The 18,956-nt window shown below is 42.3% G+C and carries 19 protein-coding genes; 5 read left to right on the forward strand and 14 right to left on the reverse strand.

Annotated elements, in window-relative coordinates; all coding sequences use genetic code 11:
- Nucleotides 1-329 precede the first annotated feature (329 nt).
- The 3 genes from hemY to hemE all read right to left on the reverse strand — a co-directional run bounded on the left by hemY (nucleotide 330) and on the right by hemE (nucleotide 3,964).
- Nucleotides 330-1,754: a protoporphyrinogen oxidase gene (gene hemY, locus EJP82_RS26470; RefSeq protein WP_127195076.1), complete on the reverse strand. Its 1,425-nt coding sequence runs from the start codon at nucleotides 1,752-1,754 to the stop codon at nucleotides 330-332.
- 7 nt (nucleotides 1,755-1,761) lie between these two features.
- Nucleotides 1,762-2,703, reverse strand: a complete 942-nt coding sequence (gene hemH, locus EJP82_RS26475; RefSeq protein ID WP_127195077.1) for a ferrochelatase — start codon at nucleotides 2,701-2,703, stop codon at nucleotides 1,762-1,764.
- Nucleotides 2,704-2,902: 199 nt separating this feature from the next.
- On the reverse strand, nucleotides 2,903-3,964 hold the full coding sequence (hemE, locus tag EJP82_RS26480; RefSeq protein WP_127195078.1) for a uroporphyrinogen decarboxylase: 1,062 nt from the start codon (nucleotides 3,962-3,964) through the stop codon (nucleotides 2,903-2,905).
- A gap of 209 nt (nucleotides 3,965-4,173) precedes the next feature.
- Between hemE and EJP82_RS26485 the strand changes: the two genes are divergently transcribed.
- Nucleotides 4,174-5,385: an MFS transporter gene (locus tag EJP82_RS26485; RefSeq protein WP_127195079.1), complete on the forward strand. Its 1,212-nt coding sequence runs from the start codon at nucleotides 4,174-4,176 to the stop codon at nucleotides 5,383-5,385.
- Here EJP82_RS26485 and EJP82_RS26490 read toward each other — a convergent pair.
- The gene (locus EJP82_RS26490; RefSeq protein WP_127195080.1) at nucleotides 5,368-5,997 is read right to left on the reverse strand and encodes an O-methyltransferase; all 630 of its coding nucleotides are present in this window, start codon (nucleotides 5,995-5,997) and stop codon (nucleotides 5,368-5,370) included. The two genes, EJP82_RS26485 and EJP82_RS26490, sit on opposite strands and share 18 nt — an antisense overlap.
- 135 nt (nucleotides 5,998-6,132) lie before the next feature.
- On the opposite strand from EJP82_RS26490, the gene EJP82_RS26495 reads away from it, so the two are divergent.
- Together EJP82_RS26495 and EJP82_RS26500 are read left to right on the forward strand one after the other, a co-directional pair.
- Nucleotides 6,133-7,278, forward strand: a complete 1,146-nt coding sequence (locus EJP82_RS26495; RefSeq protein WP_127195081.1) for a THUMP domain-containing class I SAM-dependent RNA methyltransferase — start codon at nucleotides 6,133-6,135, stop codon at nucleotides 7,276-7,278.
- 51 nt (nucleotides 7,279-7,329) lie between these two features.
- Nucleotides 7,330-9,261, forward strand: a complete 1,932-nt coding sequence (locus EJP82_RS26500; RefSeq protein ID WP_127195082.1) for an LTA synthase family protein — start codon at nucleotides 7,330-7,332, stop codon at nucleotides 9,259-9,261.
- Nucleotides 9,262-9,384: 123 nt separating this feature from the next.
- On the opposite strand, the gene EJP82_RS26505 is transcribed toward EJP82_RS26500, so the two are convergent.
- The 4 genes from EJP82_RS26505 to EJP82_RS26525 form a co-directional block, all read right to left on the reverse strand.
- On the reverse strand, nucleotides 9,385-9,618 hold the full coding sequence (locus EJP82_RS26505; protein WP_127195083.1) for a YuzB family protein: 234 nt from the start codon (nucleotides 9,616-9,618) through the stop codon (nucleotides 9,385-9,387).
- Between the two features lie 59 nt (nucleotides 9,619-9,677).
- Nucleotides 9,678-9,980, reverse strand: coding sequence for a HesB/IscA family protein (locus EJP82_RS26510; protein WP_127195084.1), 303 nt, complete (start codon nucleotides 9,978-9,980; stop codon nucleotides 9,678-9,680).
- 465 nt (nucleotides 9,981-10,445) lie between these two features.
- Nucleotides 10,446-11,243, reverse strand: coding sequence for a hypothetical protein (locus EJP82_RS26520; RefSeq protein ID WP_127195085.1), 798 nt, complete (start codon nucleotides 11,241-11,243; stop codon nucleotides 10,446-10,448).
- Nucleotides 11,240-12,166 (reverse strand): ABC transporter ATP-binding protein, encoded by a 927-nt coding sequence (locus EJP82_RS26525; RefSeq protein WP_127195086.1) that lies wholly within the window; start codon nucleotides 12,164-12,166, stop codon nucleotides 11,240-11,242. The genes EJP82_RS26520 and EJP82_RS26525 overlap by 4 nt, the downstream gene beginning before the upstream one ends.
- Nucleotides 12,167-12,387: 221 nt before the next feature.
- Here EJP82_RS26525 and EJP82_RS26530 point away from each other — a divergent pair, with 221 nt between their 5' ends.
- Complete coding sequence (locus EJP82_RS26530) at nucleotides 12,388-13,128, forward strand: LytR/AlgR family response regulator transcription factor (RefSeq protein WP_127195087.1); 741 nt, start codon at nucleotides 12,388-12,390, stop codon at nucleotides 13,126-13,128.
- Nucleotides 13,118-14,428 (forward strand): sensor histidine kinase, encoded by a 1,311-nt coding sequence (locus EJP82_RS26535; protein ID WP_127195088.1) that lies wholly within the window; start codon nucleotides 13,118-13,120, stop codon nucleotides 14,426-14,428. Before EJP82_RS26530 ends, EJP82_RS26535 begins: the two co-directional genes overlap by 11 nt.
- Nucleotides 14,429-14,489: 61 nt before the next feature.
- Here the strand turns inward: EJP82_RS26535 and EJP82_RS26540 are convergent, their stop codons facing one another.
- The 6 genes from EJP82_RS26540 to EJP82_RS26565 form a co-directional block, all read right to left on the reverse strand.
- Complete coding sequence (locus EJP82_RS26540) at nucleotides 14,490-15,413, reverse strand: M14 family metallopeptidase (RefSeq protein WP_127195089.1); 924 nt, start codon at nucleotides 15,411-15,413, stop codon at nucleotides 14,490-14,492.
- A 13-nt stretch (nucleotides 15,414-15,426) separates the two neighbouring features.
- On the reverse strand, nucleotides 15,427-16,062 hold the full coding sequence (locus EJP82_RS26545; RefSeq protein ID WP_342773699.1) for a TraX family protein: 636 nt from the start codon (nucleotides 16,060-16,062) through the stop codon (nucleotides 15,427-15,429).
- Nucleotides 16,063-16,221: 159 nt separating this feature from the next.
- Nucleotides 16,222-17,040, reverse strand: coding sequence for a glutamate racemase (racE, locus tag EJP82_RS26550; RefSeq protein ID WP_211350325.1), 819 nt, complete (start codon nucleotides 17,038-17,040; stop codon nucleotides 16,222-16,224).
- 186 nt (nucleotides 17,041-17,226) lie between these two features.
- Nucleotides 17,227-17,673: a YtxH domain-containing protein gene (locus EJP82_RS26555; RefSeq protein WP_127195091.1), complete on the reverse strand. Its 447-nt coding sequence runs from the start codon at nucleotides 17,671-17,673 to the stop codon at nucleotides 17,227-17,229.
- Between the two features lie 125 nt (nucleotides 17,674-17,798).
- Nucleotides 17,799-18,227, reverse strand: a complete 429-nt coding sequence (locus EJP82_RS26560) for a DUF86 domain-containing protein (RefSeq protein ID WP_127195092.1) — start codon at nucleotides 18,225-18,227, stop codon at nucleotides 17,799-17,801.
- A 26-nt stretch (nucleotides 18,228-18,253) separates the two neighbouring features.
- Nucleotides 18,254-18,541 (reverse strand): Dabb family protein, encoded by a 288-nt coding sequence (locus EJP82_RS26565; RefSeq protein ID WP_127195093.1) that lies wholly within the window; start codon nucleotides 18,539-18,541, stop codon nucleotides 18,254-18,256.
- Nucleotides 18,542-18,956: the final 415 nt, after the last annotated feature.

Genomic DNA, 18,956 nt, shown 5'->3' on the forward strand with positions numbered 1-18,956 from the left:
AGAATGATGTGGAAAGTGTCCAAATTTAGGGGGTTGAACCGACTGGGTACGCTATTTACTGATAAATACCCTGTTATTCATTTTTGGCGGACATTGGTTCCGTTATTGACCTAAATTTCGGATAAATCAGTACAATAACAACGAATAACGTATCCTATGTCCGCTATTGCTCCGATATCCATGCTTTTGAACAAAATAAGGCATCTCATGTCCGTCTTGGCAAACGAAGCATAGCTAACATAGAGCATGATTCATTTTATTATATCAGCTAACCTAAAATAAATAGAACCCCTAACCTATTTTTGCAGGGAGGGGTTCTGGACTTCATGTTATTTACTATGGGCCTTATTAGCCATACGTTGAGCCAGTTCCTTGGCTTGCCTAATACAATCTGGCAGTCCCACACCTTCAAATGCTGCACCCGTAATGTACACACCGGGAAGAGAAGATTCCATATTTTGACGTAGTCCGGCAATGTGCTGCAAATGATGGATAGGATATTGCGGCATTGATTTGGGCAACCGAGTAATCTCAGTAAAGAGCGGCCGAGCCGTGATATTCATTAGCTCATGAAGATCTTTAAGTACCAGTTCGGTAAGCGATTCATCCGAAAGGAACACCTTCTGCTCATCCCCAGAACGCCCTACATAACAGCGTAGTAGCATTTTGTCATCTGGGGTAGTATGCAACCACTTGACACCTGTCCAGGTACAGGCAGTTATGCTCATCCCTTCATTACGCGGAACAAGAAAACCTGAACCATCAAACAGCCCTTTCAAATCTTTCCTATCAAAAGCCAGAACAACATTGGCAACCGAGACATAGTTGATAGCCTCCATTGCACTAACGTCAACATGAGGTCGTAGTAACTCCGCTGCTGCAAAAGCTGGGGTCGTTACTACTACTTCATCCGCTGAAAGACTCTCCCCGGAAGATAATACGATTTGATAACCCGTTCCCGCTCCATCAACTTTACTTATAGATGAAACTTCACTTTCTAACAGCTGATCAACATCCTCCAATTCATGTACCAATGCATGAATCAGACTCTGCAACCCCTGACGAAACGTAAGAAAAGCGCTGCGTTTAGTACCCGTATGGGTTTCAACTGGCTTCTTACCAGTCATCATCCCTTTGATCAAACTACCGTATTTCCGTTCCAGCTCCCCAAATTGCGGAAAGGTGGACTGGAGACTCAGATGGTACGTATCTCCAGCATATATACCAGCAAGCAAGGGTTCTGTTACATTCTGAAGTACTTCGGCACCAAGTCGACGTTCAATGAATTCACCAAGAGATTCATCTTCCTCACTCTTCCTTCTTGGAAGGACGAAGTCCATCATTGCCCGGGCCTTCCCCCCCCAAGAAATTAAACCTGTCTTGAGAAAAGGACCAAGCTCAGTGGGAATACCCAGTACAAGTCCCGAAGGCATGGGATGAAGTTCCCGCTTTTTGACAATATAAGTCTTCTTGGCCTCTGGATTCATGGACACCAACTCATGATCTAACTCTAGTTCCTTAGCAAGATCGATCATGGCTGTTTTACGTGCCAAAAAAGAGTCGGGACCTTTCTCAATAACAAAACCGTCCCGGTGAAGTGTCTCAATTTTGCCACCCAATCTGCTCTCTTTATCCACAATCGTAATTTGCGGGGTGAGTCCCTTGTCACTGTAAAATTTACGTATGTAAAAAGCAGCGCTTAATCCAGTCAAACCACCGCCAATAATGACGACCTTGCGATTTGTATCACTCATAGATTACTTATTCCTTCTCCCATGTCTTGATAATGACATCGCTCATCGTCTCCATATAGAGTGAATCACTGTTTAGCGAGTCAATCCGTTCAAGCCGCATGTCCAATTCTTTCGCAATGGTTTTGGCCTCAATGTCCAGATCATACAACACTTCAAGATGGTCTGACACGAAGCCTATCGGTGCCACAAGAATATCTTCAACTTGTTCCTGACTTAAGGTGCGTAGTGTGTCCAGAATGTCTGGACCAAGCCATGGTTCCGCTGTACGTCCGGCACTTTGCCAAGTGAACTGCCACGAAGTTACCCCTGTCTTCTCAGCCACCGCTCTTGACGTTTCAAGTAATTGATCCTGGTAGGGATCACCCATTTGCAGGATTTTCTCCGGCAAACTGTGCGCACTGAATAGTACCCGTACCTTGTCTCGCTCCGCACCTGCTTCAACGAATTGATCCAGCTTACTTGATACTCTAGCTGCCAACGCCTCAATGAGACTTGGATGTAGATGATAATTCTTAATGAATTTCATCGAAATCCCTAGTTCCTCTGCCTTAGATTCAGCCCGTTTAATATAACTACCTACACTCATAACTGAGTAATGAGGTGCCAGTACAATTCCGATAGCTTCCTTGATTCCGTCCTCAGCCATTTTGGCTACGCCATCTTCAATAAACGGATTAGCATGCTTTAATCCCTGATAGCATATAAACTCCACTTCAGCATTTGTACTTCGCGCATTCAATGCTTCTTGTAAGGAGGCCACCTGATTATTCGTATTGGCACGCAAAGGGAAAACTCCACCCACAATGGCTTCATAACGATCCTTTAAATCTTTAAGCTGTTCAGCTGTAGGAGGATGACCACGGCGAATGTGCGTATAATAAGATTCTACTTGCTCCAAGCTTTCTGGTGTTCCATAAGACATGACTAATACACCAACTTTAGTTGCCATGTTTGCCTCACCTCGATATTGTTATTTGGATTTCTATCCAAAAGATTATGCTACTATAGTGAAATGTTCTTACGATCGCTGTTGTCCCCGAATTTCTTAATTAAACTGTTTTATTTGGTTGAAATTCGGGGACAAAGGCGAACGCTCCGCTTCTTCAGAATCATTTCACTCTAGTAGCAAATGTCATTTTTCTTTTAATTCACTTTTGCAATGAACCCTGTCGTGCGATTGCTTCAGCAGAGTAGTGATGAACATATTCTGTCAGTTCACGCAGCTTCTCAAGTGAAGCTTCTGGAAATAAACCGTGTCCCAAATTGAACACAAAACCAGGTTGCTTGATACCCTCGTCAATAATATCTTTTGCATGCTGTTTAATTATATCCATTGGGGCAGTCAAGATATAAGGATCTAGGTTACCTTGAATTGCAAACTTTCCGCCCGTCCGCAGGCGTCCTTCCTCAATGGACACGCGCCAATCAATCCCGATGACATCCGCTTGCAGACCTGTAAGCTTAGGGAGTAGTTCTCCAGAGCTCACCCCTGGAAAATATATCTTCGGTACATCCAAATCCTGAAGTTCGGTAAAAATACGAGTAATCGTCGGTAGTACGAATTTTTCAAAATCTCTTGGAGCCAAAGCACCTACCCAGCTGTCAAATAGTTGGAAGGCTTTGCCCCCGCTCTTCACATGAGCGCGCAAATACGTAATCACCATGTCACCGAGTTTGTCCATTAATGAGTGCCACAACTGCGGTTCACTGTACATCATACTCTTCGTGCGGATATAACTTTTGGATGGACGACCTTCAATTAAGTAACTGGCAATCGTAAAGGGAGCACCAGCAAAAGTTATTAGTGGAACGTCAAGTTCACGATCGAGAATAGCAATCGTTTCAAGAATATGTGACAGGTCTTTCTCCACATCAATTGGCTTTAAGCGATTGATATCTTCCGCGTTACGAATTGGATTGTGAATGACAGGTCCAATATTCTTAACGATATCAAAATCAATGCCAATCGAAGCAACCGGATTCATAATATCCGAATATAAAATAGCCGCATCCACACCAAGTTTCCTAACTGGCATTAGCGTTACTTCAGCCGCCAGTTCCGGCTGCTGACATATTTCAAGCAAACTATAATTTTCTTTAATCTTACGGTATTCCGGATCGTATCTACCTGCCTGACGCATGTACCAAACCGGGAGACGGTCCACTTCCCGTCCTTGACAGGCACGAATAAACCGGTCGTTATAAGCCATGAAAGAGACCTCCAATAATTAAAATTTATCCAACTTATATTATGCCCTTTTTAAAAGTAAGTAACAACTGTCATAGACACAATACCCATGACAATAGTATGACAAGTCCTATTAGAGTTCCTCAACGGGTCCAGATCATTCCAGAAACTGTGATATACTGAGAAGATTGCGCCTACAACGAGACTACTAGAAAAGGAAGTGAACGCACTTTGAAGACATGGAAAGTCAATCTCATTGTGCTTTGGTTCGGACTGTTCCTGGTCAATGCAGGAATGACTATGATCACCCCGTTCTTATCGCTCTACTTGGCAAGAGATTTGCATGTTCAGGGAGAACACCAAATTGGGCTCTGGGCTGGAGCCATCTTTGCTGCCAATTTTGCAACTTCATTTATTTTTCAACCGTTATGGGGGAAATTGGCCGATAAATATGGGCGGAAGATTATGCTACTACGTTCTGGTTTTGGAATGGCCATCGTTATTACCCTCATGGGGTTTGCGACACAGCCATGGCATTTACTTGCTCTTAGGTTACTTAATGGGACGATTTCCGGATTTAATCCAGCTGCGGTATCGCTCATTTCAGGAACTGCACCCGAAAAGCGAATGGGCTTCGCCATGGGAACGATTCAATCTGGTAATGTCGCTGGTACTATTCTCGGTCCGCTCATTGGGGGACTGTTAGCTGAATGGGTTGGTTTTCGGCCGATATTTTATATTACTGGCACCTTGTTGTTTGTTGCTTCTATTCTTGCATTACTATTCGTTCGCGAGAAGTTCGATCGTAAAGAAGCAGCCCAAGCGCCGCAAATCTCTGTGCTTCAGGGTTTTCGCGAGTTGAACAAAACTCCACAGCTTACAGCGTTGTTCGCCGTAACCTTCTTACTCCAATTTGCTATGCTAAGTCCGATGTCACTCCTTCCTCTATATGTAGAGAAGCTTCACGGAGTAGCTACTAACGTGCCATTCTGGGCCGGGTTTGTCATAGCTGTTACAGGTATTTCCAACATGATTACCTCACCGCTGCTCGGTAGGCTCAGCGATTCAGTTGGTGCCCATCGCATCTTAACCTTCTCCTTAATAGGAGCGGCGGCTACACTAATACCTCAAGCGTTCGTTCATACGGTGTGGCAACTCATTCTCATTCGTTTTCTAATGGGGATATTCATGGGAGGGTTACTACCCAGCGTCAATGCGCTGATCCGTTTCTATACACCTAAAGGCATGGAGAGCCGAGCTTATGGTTTCAACGGCAGCACACTCGCGCTAGGAAACATGCTCGGCTCACTCATAGGTGGATTTCTATCCGGGTATATTGGAATCGAAGGTCTCTTTATCGTCTCTGGTGTTCTTCTATTCATCAACACCATTTGGGTAAGAATGAAGCTATATAGTAAGCCTAAATCACTTAACCCTGGCTAAGGCAAGTCCATCGTAAGAGGGAAGGAAAGCACTGATCAACCGCTCGTCCCTAGCAATCATTTCATTGAATTTACGCATGGCCAATACAGAAGGCCCATTTTTGTCACTGTTTAACGTTCTTCCGCGAAGAAACGTGTTATCACCAATAATGAGTGCTCCAGGATGTGACAATCGTATCGCATACTCTAAGTAGTTTGGATAGTTCTCCTTATCCGCATCAATAAAGAAGAAATCAAACCGATCGTCTCGGCTCTCCAATTCCTCTAGGCTGTATAGTGCCGGGCCGATCATGTAATTTACCGCATGTCCAAATCCCGCATTCACTAGGTTATTCTTCGCCAGTTGGGCATTTGCTTCCTTGAGTTCAAGAGACAACAATTTACCGTCCTCACGTAGTCCTCTTGCAAGACAGATCCCACTATATCCACCAAGTGCACCGATTTCTAGTATGGACTTGGCTCCAGACGACATGACCAGCAGCGTTAATAAGCGTCCATAACCTGTTTCGATGGATACGTCATTTAAACCACTATCCAGAATGGATTGCCTTACTTGCTCCAATACCTCGTCCTTCAAATATAAATCCTCGCTATATTGTTCAGGGGTTTGCATAAGTTATTTACTCCTTTCGTAAGCTACCTGATTGTATCTAGCTTCACATTGTCCTATACTGAATTGTATGGTTTTTGCAGCTTTCTCACAAGTAAGAGCCACTTCTACAAGTTTAAATGGAGTTGATATGCTAATATGCCAGGACAATTGAATCTAATCGCTACTGCCCCAATGGGACTTGAGGCTGTTGTAGCGCGTGAACTAAATGAGTTAGGTTACCGTGATACCGTCGTCGAAAATGGTCGTGTTAACTTTACTGGAGATTACATTGATATCTGTAAATGTAATCTGTGGTTACGGACATCCGACCGCATTCTAATAAAGATGGGCGAATTCACAGCCCAAACATTTGACGAATTATTTGAAGGAACCAAAGCCTTGCCATGGGAAGATTGGATTCCTGCTGATGGAGAATTCCCTGTAGAGGGTAGATCACATAAATCTCAGCTTAGCAGCGTTCCAGCTTGTCAAGGTATCGTCAAGAAGGCGATCGTTGAGAAGCTTAAGCTTTCTTACGATACGGAATGGTTTGAAGAGACCGGACCACGTTACGTCATTGAGATCATTTTGCTGAACGATAAAGCTTTACTGACGTTGGATACTACCGGACCTGCATTACACAAACGGGGCTATCGTAAACATGCAACGGAAGCACCACTTAAAGAAACGATGGCTGCGGCCCTCATTCTCTTAAGTCGTTGGAATCAGAACCCTTCCCGTCCATTCTATGACCCATGTTGTGGATCAGGGACGCTTCCTATCGAGGCTGCGATGATTGCTTGGAATATCGCTCCAGGGCTTCGCAGGACCTTTAATTCCGAGTCATGGCCTGTTCTGCCTGAAGCCTTATGGCAACAAGTTAGAGAAGAAGCCTATGATGCGGTGACAGATGATATTCCTTTGAACATTACCGGAAGTGATATTGACCCAGAAGCGATTGAAATATCCATCGCATCAGCTAAAGCCGCAGGGTTCTCGAAGGAGATCAAATTCCTCCAAGCACCAGCCATACAAATTCAACCCCAAGGGGATTATGGATGCCTTATCACTAATCCTCCTTATGGAGAACGGATTGGGGAAGAGAAAGAAGTACGGAAGCTTATCGCCCACCTTGGTCGCTTATCTGCCGAACTTCCAACCTGGTCATTCTTCGCAATTAGCCCCACTGAGCGGTTTGAAGAGATCTTCCATCGCAAAGCAGACAAACGACGCAAGCTTTTTAACGGCCGAATCGAATGTCAATATTATCAGTATTTCGGACCCCTTCCTCCGCGTCATTAATTGACCTAGAGGGAGGGTTTCTCCCATTCTAATTGGAAAAGGGGCTGAAGAATGCTAAGGTACCTTATTTTTTTATTTGCCATTTTTTATAAACTCAAATTCCTCCACGGGAATTTGCATGCCAGATATATTGATATGACTCGGCTGGATGATCTCATTGCACTAGGTTCCATCATGCTACTATCATTCTGGACCTTCTGGCTGCCAAAAGGGGCAAGATCCATCGCTTTATGTGTGTTAAATGTATTGCTTACGGCACTTATTTTCTCTGATCTAGTGTATTACAGATATTTCGGAGATTTCATTACGGTTCCGGTGTTATTACAGGCTGGACAAGTAGGAGAACTTGGAGAAAGTATCAAATCGCTGATTCATCTCTCAGATCTTTGGCTCGTTGCTGACTGGGTAATATGGTTCATTCTCGTGTTTGCCATCATCTTGTACCGCCATCATTATAAAAAAGGCACTCGTTCAACGTTCCCCAGCAGCTTTTCAAACCACATGTCATCACACAAGAAGCTACGGCCGCATTTACGCCGTTTCGCTACCGGTATTATCGTTTTTATTTTAGGATTTATTATGACGATAGGACCGATCAAATCATATGCAAATACCTGGGCTAGTGAATTATTTGAAGGTAATTGGTGGAATCTTTCTCTCTACAATGCCACTGGATTACTTGGTTTTCATTATTATGACATCTATCAATACAGCAAGGAGCATCTGGGTAATAAGCCCGTTCTGTCTACGCAGGAAAGCACCGAGATACAGCAATGGTTTGATGCTGCTAGCGCTAGCCGTAACGTTAAGAATGATACCTTTGGTGCTTATGCGGATAGTAATGTGATGGTCGTCCAAGTAGAAGCGTTTATGAACTTCATGATCGGCCAAAAGATCAATGGACAAGAGATCACACCGAACTTCAACAAACTGATGAAAGAAAGTATGTATTTCTCTAATTTTTATCATCAAACAGGACAAGGCCGTACTTCAGATGCTGATTTCTCGGCCCAAAGTTCACTACACCCACTGCCAACCGGTTCAGTATTTGTCCGTTATCCCGATCATACATTTGACGTTATGCCACAAATTCTTAAGAGTCATGGTTATGAGACTGGTGCCTTCCATGCTTATGAAGGTAGCTTCTGGAATCGTTATAATATGTATAATGCAATGGGTTATGACCACTTTTACACCAAAAAAGACTATGTGATGGATGAATCACTTGGCTGGTCGCTTGGTGATAAATCGTTCTTCCGTCAATCACTTGAATTTATGAACAAGGCTAGTAAGCCCACCTATTCTTTCCTAATCACATTAACGAGTCATCATCCTTACTCTCTTCCAGCCTCTGTACAAAGTTTGGATGTTGGGGAATTCGAAGGCTCTATCTTTGGCAACTACCTCGAGTCGATCCATTATATGGATGAGGCATTAGGTGAGCTAGTCGATGGAATGAAAAAGGATGGGTTGTGGGACAACACGATTCTCTACCTTTACGGAGATCATGACAATTCGCTTCCTGAACAAGTGGATTACGAAAAGTTCCTCGGGAAATCCTTATCCGATCTTGATATGCAACAAATCATGAATCAGGTGCCATTGCTCATTCATTTACCAGATGGACAACAAGCCGGTATCTATGACGAGCCGAGCGGTCAACTGGATATGGCCCCTTCATTGCTCCATTTACTTGGTATATCAACCGAAAAATATTACATGATGGGCAATAATCTATTCGATGGTGACCTTAATGACAACTTTGTTGTGTTGCGTTCAGGCGCCTTTACAGACGTTAATCAATATTATGTACCTTCACCCGACAATTTGTTCGAGAACGGCACCTGTTACGATCTAGGTACTCGTGAGACGGTTGCTGCCCAGCAATGTCGCATTGGATATCAGGAAGCTAAGAAACGACTAGCGCTCTCTGACAAGGTGATCTCAGACGATCTTATTCCGGAATTACGAACTAAACAATAGATTGAGTAAAACAGATTAATTGAAATTCAAGTAAGTTTCCGATCCGCACACGAAAAAAAGGCTGCTTATATCCAAAGATATAGGCAGCCTTTTGCTGTAATATACTATTATTTCCGAAGAGCTTTATACCTTTGGTTTCTTCACAAATGGTGCAACTTTGGCTAGCACCTCATCTTCAGTCGGTGCGCTTAAATACCGACCGTTGATGTATACGAAGGGACGTTTGCCGCAAGGGCCGCAATAAGATTTGCACCCAATTGTAATTTCCGCATCCGGTGCTAGCTTTTGCAACTTGGGTATAAACGTCTTCATACGTATATGATTACATTTTTCACATATGCGAATATCGTTAGCCATTGTAAATCCCTTCTTTTTGTATAATGATATAAGGCTACCCTTACACCTACACTGTTCTTCTAGTGATCTCCGTGATTTCCTTTGGAAGGATTAGTTATGACAAAGCCTTCTTCTGGGAAATACAGATAATCAATCTTTATACCTTCAAGTAAAGGCTCGTTTGGATCAATGATCACATCGATTTCTTTATCTGTTGAGACAACATTGTCTTTATCCGTTGGCTTGGTCAAATCTAGACCGTAATGAGCATGATCTCCATGCGCATGAGTAATGAACACCTTCAGTGCATGTCCCTTGTTCTCTTCCTTGTCCAGCTCTTTCTTTATCACCTTAGCCGCATTGCGGGTAATTTTGACATTCATATGATCTCTCCTATCGCGTATGAACTATCTAACATTCCTATTGTAAAGAAACATGTCGCATCGTGCAAGCAGCAGCAAAGCCAAACTTACCACCTCACGAGCCATATTTGAAGGAATGTCTGAGTCTAAAGTTCAAACCCGCTTGATGCCGACAAAAAGCATACAAAAGATAAGTAAGGCTATAAAAGTACTTGCGATAAGAATTAAAGTTTTGAGTTTATCAGCTCTTGAACGTAATATCAGGGATATGATAAAGCATAGAATACTTGGCACCAAAAATATGATTCCATGAATTATATTGTAAACATATAACGGCGTTGAAGCGTACGAAGGGAGCATATTCGTATAATAATCATAGTGCAGATACACTAAACCTCCAAAGAAGCATAGCAATAATACAATGCCAACAACTAATAAAACCTTAGCTATAATAGATCTCATCATCTAAGACTCCTTCACAGCTTATTAAGTATGAATATCTCTTTTCTCAAAAGAAATGACGGTAACGGTTAAACAGATGGCTATGATAATCAATGGGATAAGGCCTACGTGAACATAATCGTTCATGCTTGTTAACAACACTCGCTCTGAATCTTTAACATACATGCCGGAAAACTTCAAAATCTGAGTCATTAGTGTATTGTCAGAAACCATGCGCAAAAAAGCAGAAGAAGAGTCTTTAAGATACCCGCTTAGTAAAAAATCACCGAATATGATGACAAAAGTGATGATTATCGCGGAAGCCGTTTTTCTAACGAGCATCCCCACCATCATGACGATGGCAGAGTAGGCGGCCAGATACATAATATTGAAACCAAGTGCTGTAAATCCGGCTATTGCATCTTCTCTTAGACTGTCATCTCCAATATGAGCGCCTGAAATTAGGGTTACAATCATATACAAAACATAGAAAAGGCCTGTAAATTGGAGCACACACCATATGATGACTTTGATCTCCGAAAGAAACTTCCCCATAAAATAAGACGTTCTACTCTGCCCTGAAGCGATAATATTTTTGACGGATCCATATTCAAATCCCTCTGTTGAAAAAAAACAAGCTTGCATCGGAATAACAAAATACAGAAAAAGTGAAAAAGAAGCAGCCATGCTTAGAGGTTTCATTGGGCTACTAATATCCATTCCGCCTTTTGATACTGTCAAAACTAGCAGCGCAATGCTTCCAATAAGAAATATGAAACAGATGCTTCGAAAAGTTGTATCCTTTTTCAAATAAAAAGTTTGGCCATTCAGAAAATCCCTCATGAGTTAGCCCCTCCTATTAGATCCATGTAGTAGTTTTCAAGATTAGGGGTAGATACGTTGATTCCTTCCATTTGGATTCCTTTCTGTAGAAGAATAGACATCAGTTTTTCTAGGTCCGTATTTTCTTTAGGAATTTGAATTTCTCCAGCTTCAGTGATCACTATGGATTCCAGTTGAAGTTCATACTTCAGGATTTGGGCAGCTAGGGCTGGATTTGGTGTTTGAATACAGATCCGTGTTTCCGCCGATTTCAGCAATTCAGCTGCAGAGATTTCTTTGATTAACCGCCCATGATGGATAAAACCAAATTTGGTAGCCAATAGTTGCAACTCATTTAAAATATGGCTCGATATTAAAATAGTAACTCCTCTTTCTTTGACCAAATGCTCCAGAATCTTTCGCACTTCTACAATCCCAGATGGGTCAAGACCATTTATAGGTTCGTCTAGAACCAGAAACTTCGGGTTATTAAGCAACGCAATTGCTAGTCCTAAACGCTGCCGCATTCCAAGAGAATAATCACTCGTTTTCTTACTACCAGAATCTGACAAAGACACAGCCTGCAACACATCGGCTATCCTTATTCTGTGATCATCCTTAATGCCATAAGTACGGCAATAAAATATTAGATTTTCTTCTGCATTTAAATGAGGATACAAGGCTGGCATTTCAATTAGAAATCCAACCTGACGTCTAGCGTAATTGAGATCTTTCTTGTCACTTTTCCCAAACAACGATATTTTTCCATCGGTCGGATGGACCAGGCCGCCTATCACTTTCATGAGGGTGGTTTTCCCGGCACCATTTTCTCCAACAAAACCATATATATCACCTGGATCGATTGTCATATTGATATCCTGCAGTGCAAGTGATGATCCATACCGTTTGGTTAATCCTTTTGCTTCGAAAATCGTTGTATTCAAATAAAGGCCTCCTCTATTGTGTTACTGCGTACTTACTAATTAGCATAATTTCGCTGGATCAAGGCACGGTTTGTTAAAATTAGGGTAGTTTATGTCGTTTTTAAGGTTCGGCAAATGAACTTTCTGGGTTCGCTTGATTTTCCCAAAAGTGTCTATAGAATAATGCATATAACATACAAATTCCGCAATTGCGGCCCATAATTGTTGAACGGAGTGTTGAAATGATTCATATCGCTATTTGCGATGATGACTTAAAGGTAACTCAGCAGATTGAGATGCTAATCATGGATACTCAACATAACTTTGCTGAACAAATAGAGGTTTATATTTTCTACTCAGGAGAGAGCTTCTCTAACGCCGTTCGGAGTGGTTGCCCGTTTGATATTATTTGTATGGACATCGAGATGACAGGCATGGATGGGATCACGGCGGGGCACACACTACGGGCGAATGATGAGAATGATGCGGTGCAGCTTATCTATATCTCTAGTCACGAAGAATATCATCTACAACTTTTCGATGTTCAACCATCGGGGTTCATTAAGAAGCCTATTGATACGGACAATTTTAATAACAAACTGATTCCTAGCATTCACAAAGCCATTCGCAAACGCCAACAAGGCACAATAAACTTCCTCCCCGTACATCAAAAGGGTAAAGAAGTTTTAGTTCCCTTCCGGGATATCATGTATTTGGAGAGTAATATAAGACAAGTTATTCTAAACACTAGAGTTGATAGAATCGAATATTACGGCACATTAAACGAAGAAGAGAAAAAACTTCCTATCAGAGAATTCATCAGAATACATCAGTCGTATATCGTGAATTTTTACTTTATTAAAGAAATACTAAGTAGGAAGATCATACTCACAACAGGGATAGAATTACCTATCAGTGAGAAGAACAGTTCCTCTGTCAGAAAACACTATTTGAAGTTCAGGGGGGATCTTATTGGAACTTAGCGATGTATTCTATGAAGAACTCTTTTATCTAGCTACACTCCCATTTCTGTCCGTCATCATTCACTATTTCTACAGTCACTGTTTTGTGTGCCGGGTGGAAAGAAAGATCCATTTGTACACACTCTATTCTATATATTTCGCATGTAGCGCTGCTCTGCGCTTGTGTCCAATCCCTGGCATAGTCATGCTTATGCTAAATATAGGTTTAGTTGTCTTGTTGACTTTTTTCTATAGGGGCAGTCTTAAGTGGAGGGTATGTGCCGCTTTTTTTGTATTTGCTCTTATACTACTTAGTGACGTTGTAATGCCGGCTGCTTATTCATCAAAGGGCTATATTATTAACCTGTTCCTCTCAAAGCTCCTCATGTTTATGTTGGTGTTAATTTCAACGCGAATAGCTACATCATATGGTGAGGGAAGTTTGTCCAGTTGGTATTGGGGTCTCTTGTTCTTTTGTCCACTTATCAGCATTATGGGAATAGCCTTATTGACGTCTAACATGTTTTTCCGGACTTATCCAGTCCTTTTCTCCATCACTTCCGGTGGATTACTTATCATAAACTTCTTATTATTTGTCTTATGCGATCGGGTCTTATGTGTGCAATCTGCGAAGAGTAAGAGCCAATTATTAGAGCAACAAAACGCTTACTATGTAAATCAATATCTTATGACCAAAGAAATGCAAGAGGAGTCGTTCAAGTCTCAACATGACTTCAAAAATATCCTGGTGGGACTACGTGCAAAACTACAATCCGGTGTAGAAAAAAAGGACCTGTATGAGCTTGATAAATTACTTGGCGGTATGGAACATCTTGCTGGAGTCTGCCATAGTGGAAATATTATTATCGATTCCATTCTCAACTACAAAAGGCAAACCGCTGAAAAGTACCACATCCCTTTTACTTTCGATTTAAACATCCCACCACAGATGGAGCTTGATACAACAACAATCAGTGTTATTCTAGGAAATACATTAGATAATGCAATTGAAGCGTGTAAAGAAAAAGAGAATATAGAGCGTTATATAAAAGTACATATGCAATATCTTAATGAGAGCTTGTTCATTCGAATTCAAAATCCGTATGTACATGAAATTCGTACAAATATGAAAGGCGAGATCGCATCTACGAAATCTAACAAGCAAGTCCATGGCATTGGTCTGAAAAATATAAAAAGGACCGTAGAAGATTGTAACGGGTTATTGGATATTTCTTATGACAACAGCTTATTTCAAGTCGAAATTGTTCTGTTTAATATCGAAAGAGTGGCAGTGGCACAGCAGGTTCTACCCTCATTCTAAGGATGTTTCCGTTCTGCCTGAGTGACGAACCCATTAACATTTCAACTGAAAAAAACCGGGGTTACCCCCGGATAAACTGAGCCAATATCGGCGCCACTTCTTCATAAATTCCTTCGAACTGTTCCGGTGGGAGTGGGTTGACCCCTTCTCCTGCCTCTAGCGTAAATCCTGGGCGCCTAAACTCGCTGATGAACCAATCTTTATATCCGGCATCGCTACCAGATAACTTAATCGCTTGATACTCCCCCGCAGCAGCTATCCGAGTTGCCATTTCTTCTGCTCCAGACGGCTCCATATCCCGGTAATTCCAATATAACTCTCTTCCCTGCGTATGAAGCGACATCACTCGGTCGAAGCTCCTTGCTCGCGTGAATTCGGCTAGACAAATCGCCTCAGGTTCACATAGGGGCTTCATTCCCCCATAATCCTGTGAGGCAGGCCCCGATGTTCCCCTGCGGGCAACCTCCTCTTCCCAGTAAGCCGGAAACTGGTCATTCAGATCTACACCACGAATGTTAGCTTTCCAGCGACTGAAATCGTGATCTCCACCGTTCCACTTCTCCAGTTCATTCGCGAAGGGGCAATCAGTCGGTATCCCGTCCTGCGACAAATCAACCCCATCAGGATTCACCATCGGGACGGCATATATCGTCACCTTTTCCAGCCAGTCTTTGGCCTCCCACTCCTTGTCGACGGTCCCCTCTAAGCTGATATCCTGAGCTAACTCTTCAATAAACCGCAGCAACAACGGGGTAGTGATCCATTCATTGGCGTGGACCGCTGCATTGAGATGTACCTGCTCATATCCAGTACCTAGAATCAGCGCAACGATAGGTTTGCCCAGCACACTAGTGCCAATCACCTCTTTATTCAGAAAATCGTATTTCGACAGAAGGTGTTCACACTGATCCACCAAATCAGCATATCGATACCCGCCCTTTACGGATACGATCGACTGAGGAGCGTCATTGGCTGTAGAAGTCAATTAAATCCCTCCTTCATTTTCCGATAAAATAACCCACGATCATCAATATCACAAGATGAACCGGGTAAAATGCCCGCCATATCCAGCTTGGTAAAGACCTAGTTTCAAGCCTAGTCCATATCCCCGGGCCATATACGATGACTAAAGTTGGTATGATACTTACGAATTGGATCACCCAGCCGTAAGAGAACATATAAATTAGATTAAGTAACAGATGCATGATAAACAGCTCGTGAGACTTCGCATATTTGAATATAAGCACAAGTAGTAGTCCATATGCCCCATATTCAAAAGGAAATACTTCAAGAAACACACATATCATAGCTATGAGCATCGTTGCCAGAATCCCCGACCGTATCTTGCTTAGCAAACGAAGTACCAATATGGCTACAAACAAGGATGCAACTACATTCAACCTGTTTGTATCAAATGCCAGTTGATAGGGAATTTGCGATAAAGCTGCAATACAGAACAGCCGAAATACATAATTCGAATATGAAGATGTATGGACATATCCTTGAACAAGCGCATACGCATAAAGGGGAAACGCAATCCGACCAACCACTCTCCAGATCATTTGATCTGGAAAAAATAAGAGTCCAATATGATCGATCAACATGGTAAGCATAGCAATTAATTGCATACTCATGCTCCTTTCATTATTTTGTTCGCACTAAAAAGAAAGCGCATGCATGAAACCACAAAAGTCCTCATGGCCTAGGATACCCTGAAAAAGGTAAGAAAAGGATCTATTTCATTATAAAAAAACCTTTGGCGGAAGACTTCCGTCCAAAGGTGGTTTGGCACGTTAATCATGAAGAACTGGGGTCTGCCATACGATCGGCGTTAATTCAATCTGTTCTCCTAACCACTGACAAGCGATCTTCCGAAACATTTCGGCATCACCACTACAAAAGAACTGGTGGATGGGGATATCATTACCCCGTGCTAGTTTCCCTTTTTGATACAGGACGGTGCTGATCTCCCTAGCCGTTTCGTCGGCAGAACTGATCAGTTTGACTTTCGGCCCCATTACCTCTTTGATTCTATTCTTTAGAAAAGGATAATGCGTACAACCTAAAATAAGACAATCAATTGGCTGTTGCTTCATCTCTCTGAGGGAGTCTTGAACCACCACCAAAGCCTCTGGTGTCTCAAACAAATCTTGTTCTACAAGTGGGACAAATGCAGGACACGCTTCACTATAAATATCAATAGCCGGGTTCAATTCCTTCAACGCCGCAGAATAAGCGCCACTTTGAACTGTTCCGATTGTTCCAATTACACCAACCTTCCCCGTTTTGGTCGCACTAATGGCAGCACGAGCACCGGGGTGAATAACACCAATCACGGGAATTGTTACTTTCTCTTTAATATAATTCAGTGCAAACGCCGTTGCCGTGTTGCAGGCAATAACAATCATTTTAGGATTAAACTGAATTAGATAGTCTACGATTTGCTCGGTAAATAAGGCCACTTCTTGCGGAGAACGAGGTCCGTAAGGAGCACGGGCCGAATCTCCAAAATAAATAATCTTCTCTCGGGGAAGCTGTCTCATAACTTCCTTAGCGACAGTAAGGCCCCCTACTCCTGAGTCTAATATTGCGATGGCTTGCTGCACGAACATACCGCTTCCTTTATTATTAGTTTAGAATTCTCTCCGTTACTTTATGTCTGTACAGCATAAAGCGTACCTAAATCTTAACTCAATTCATAGGATGGCACAAGAAACAAGTCCTTTGCCTATATCCCCGCACCGACAAAAAAGACCCGATTCACCGGGTCTTTTCAGCTCTTCTTTTTTTATTCCAAATTAAGCCTTGCTCTCTACTTCGGGATCGGAACTAGATTCAGCAGCTACAACTTCTTCTTCAACCTCGGCAACTGCTTCTTCTTCCGTAGAAATTCCGATCACAGCCGTTTCAACTTCTTCCTCAACCACGTTCTCATCAGAGAAGGAGGATACAATTACTATCTTCTCTTTATCATCATCTTCTTTAGTAGCACGCCAGCTTTGAAAGTCTTGAATCAAGCCTTCTGTAGTATCCTTGACTTTTCCTGCTAATTGAACACTTTGTTCGCTGACTATCTCAGCCACTTCTGCTGTTTTTTCGCCAACTTGACGAGCACCTTCAGCTATATCCTTACGAATCTCGCGGCCTGGTTTTGGAGCGAACAGTAATGCTGTTACCGAGCCCACAACTGCACCGATTGCAGCGCCCCATACCCAACCTTTATTTCCTTTGTTTTCTTTGCTCATGTCCCATCTCTCCCTATTCGGCAATGCCAAGTAAAAACCAGGGCTAATGCCTATATAATTAATACATTATAAGCAACTATAGATTGTCCCGACACAATAACTAGACTATAAATTTTGAATGCTTGTCAGACTTTGATTCCTTCGTTGTCTAGGTAGTCCCGAACCCGCTTAGCACAAACCTCCAAGCATTCCGGTAGACGGTTAATTAATTCTCTCGTCCCTTGCCCATTCCAATCGATGTAATCCTGTACCAATGGTTTACGTAAGCGTACCAATTCAATCAATACTAAATGTAAGTCGCCATCAATGACTCCTTCACCGTATATGATATCTACGATATCTTCGTAGCTACTGGCATCCCGCATGATAAACCCATCGATTAAGTAACTCCCCACATCCGTGACAACCTCGATCGCCAAATGAAGGGCACGCCCCTCGGCATAATGTTCTATCAAGGTCTTCTCGTTCAGGGAATTAGTAGCTCTCAGGACTTGTACAAGTTCGGGCAGCATATTCAGCCTGCGCTCTATTTGTTCACGATTCACATAGTACACAGGGCTTCCTCCTCTATCCTAGAACATTAAAATTCATAATCGACAGCGACAGAGCTTTCGCGCACCTGATTCATATACTCAATGACTTTCTTATGCTCTGGATGAACCTGATATCCTTCTAAATCTTCAAGTGAATCAAAAGTTGCGACCAAAGCGATGTCGTAAGAACGTGGAGATTTGATCACATCGACCCCAATCTCTAGACTACGTAACTGTTCAACTTTACCATCTAAACCACGTAATACTGTAGCTGTTGTCTCAACATTTTCCAGAGAAGCATCCTTTAATTTGAAAAATACGATATGTTTAATCATTGCCAGCGACCACTCCTTTGCATCATTAGTAATACAATTACAATGACATAATATAGTATATATCAAAAATATATCATATTGACTAGCAGGGTGGAAGCTTAACCCCTATTTTAAACTTTTAACAAGCTGAGCTAATAGTAATCTTGGTAAAAATAGGATTAATAGCTGAGCAGACATGAGAGGGCATTAAGCGTTCATTGAGCGGACATGAGGTACCTTATTTCATCCAAAAGCACCCATTTAGGAGTACTCGCGGACATACGATCCGTTATTCGTTATGAATATCCTGATTTATCGGAAATTTCGGTTAATAGCGGAACCAGTGTCCGTCAAAGTGCAATATTGGGTTATTTATGAGCAAATAGCGTACTCAGTCTATATAGCCCCCTAATCCAATTGGACACTCCAATCCACC

This window comes from Paenibacillus anaericanus, from assembly GCF_003994475.1.
GTDB lineage: Bacteria > Bacillota > Bacilli > Paenibacillales > Paenibacillaceae > Fontibacillus > Fontibacillus anaericanus.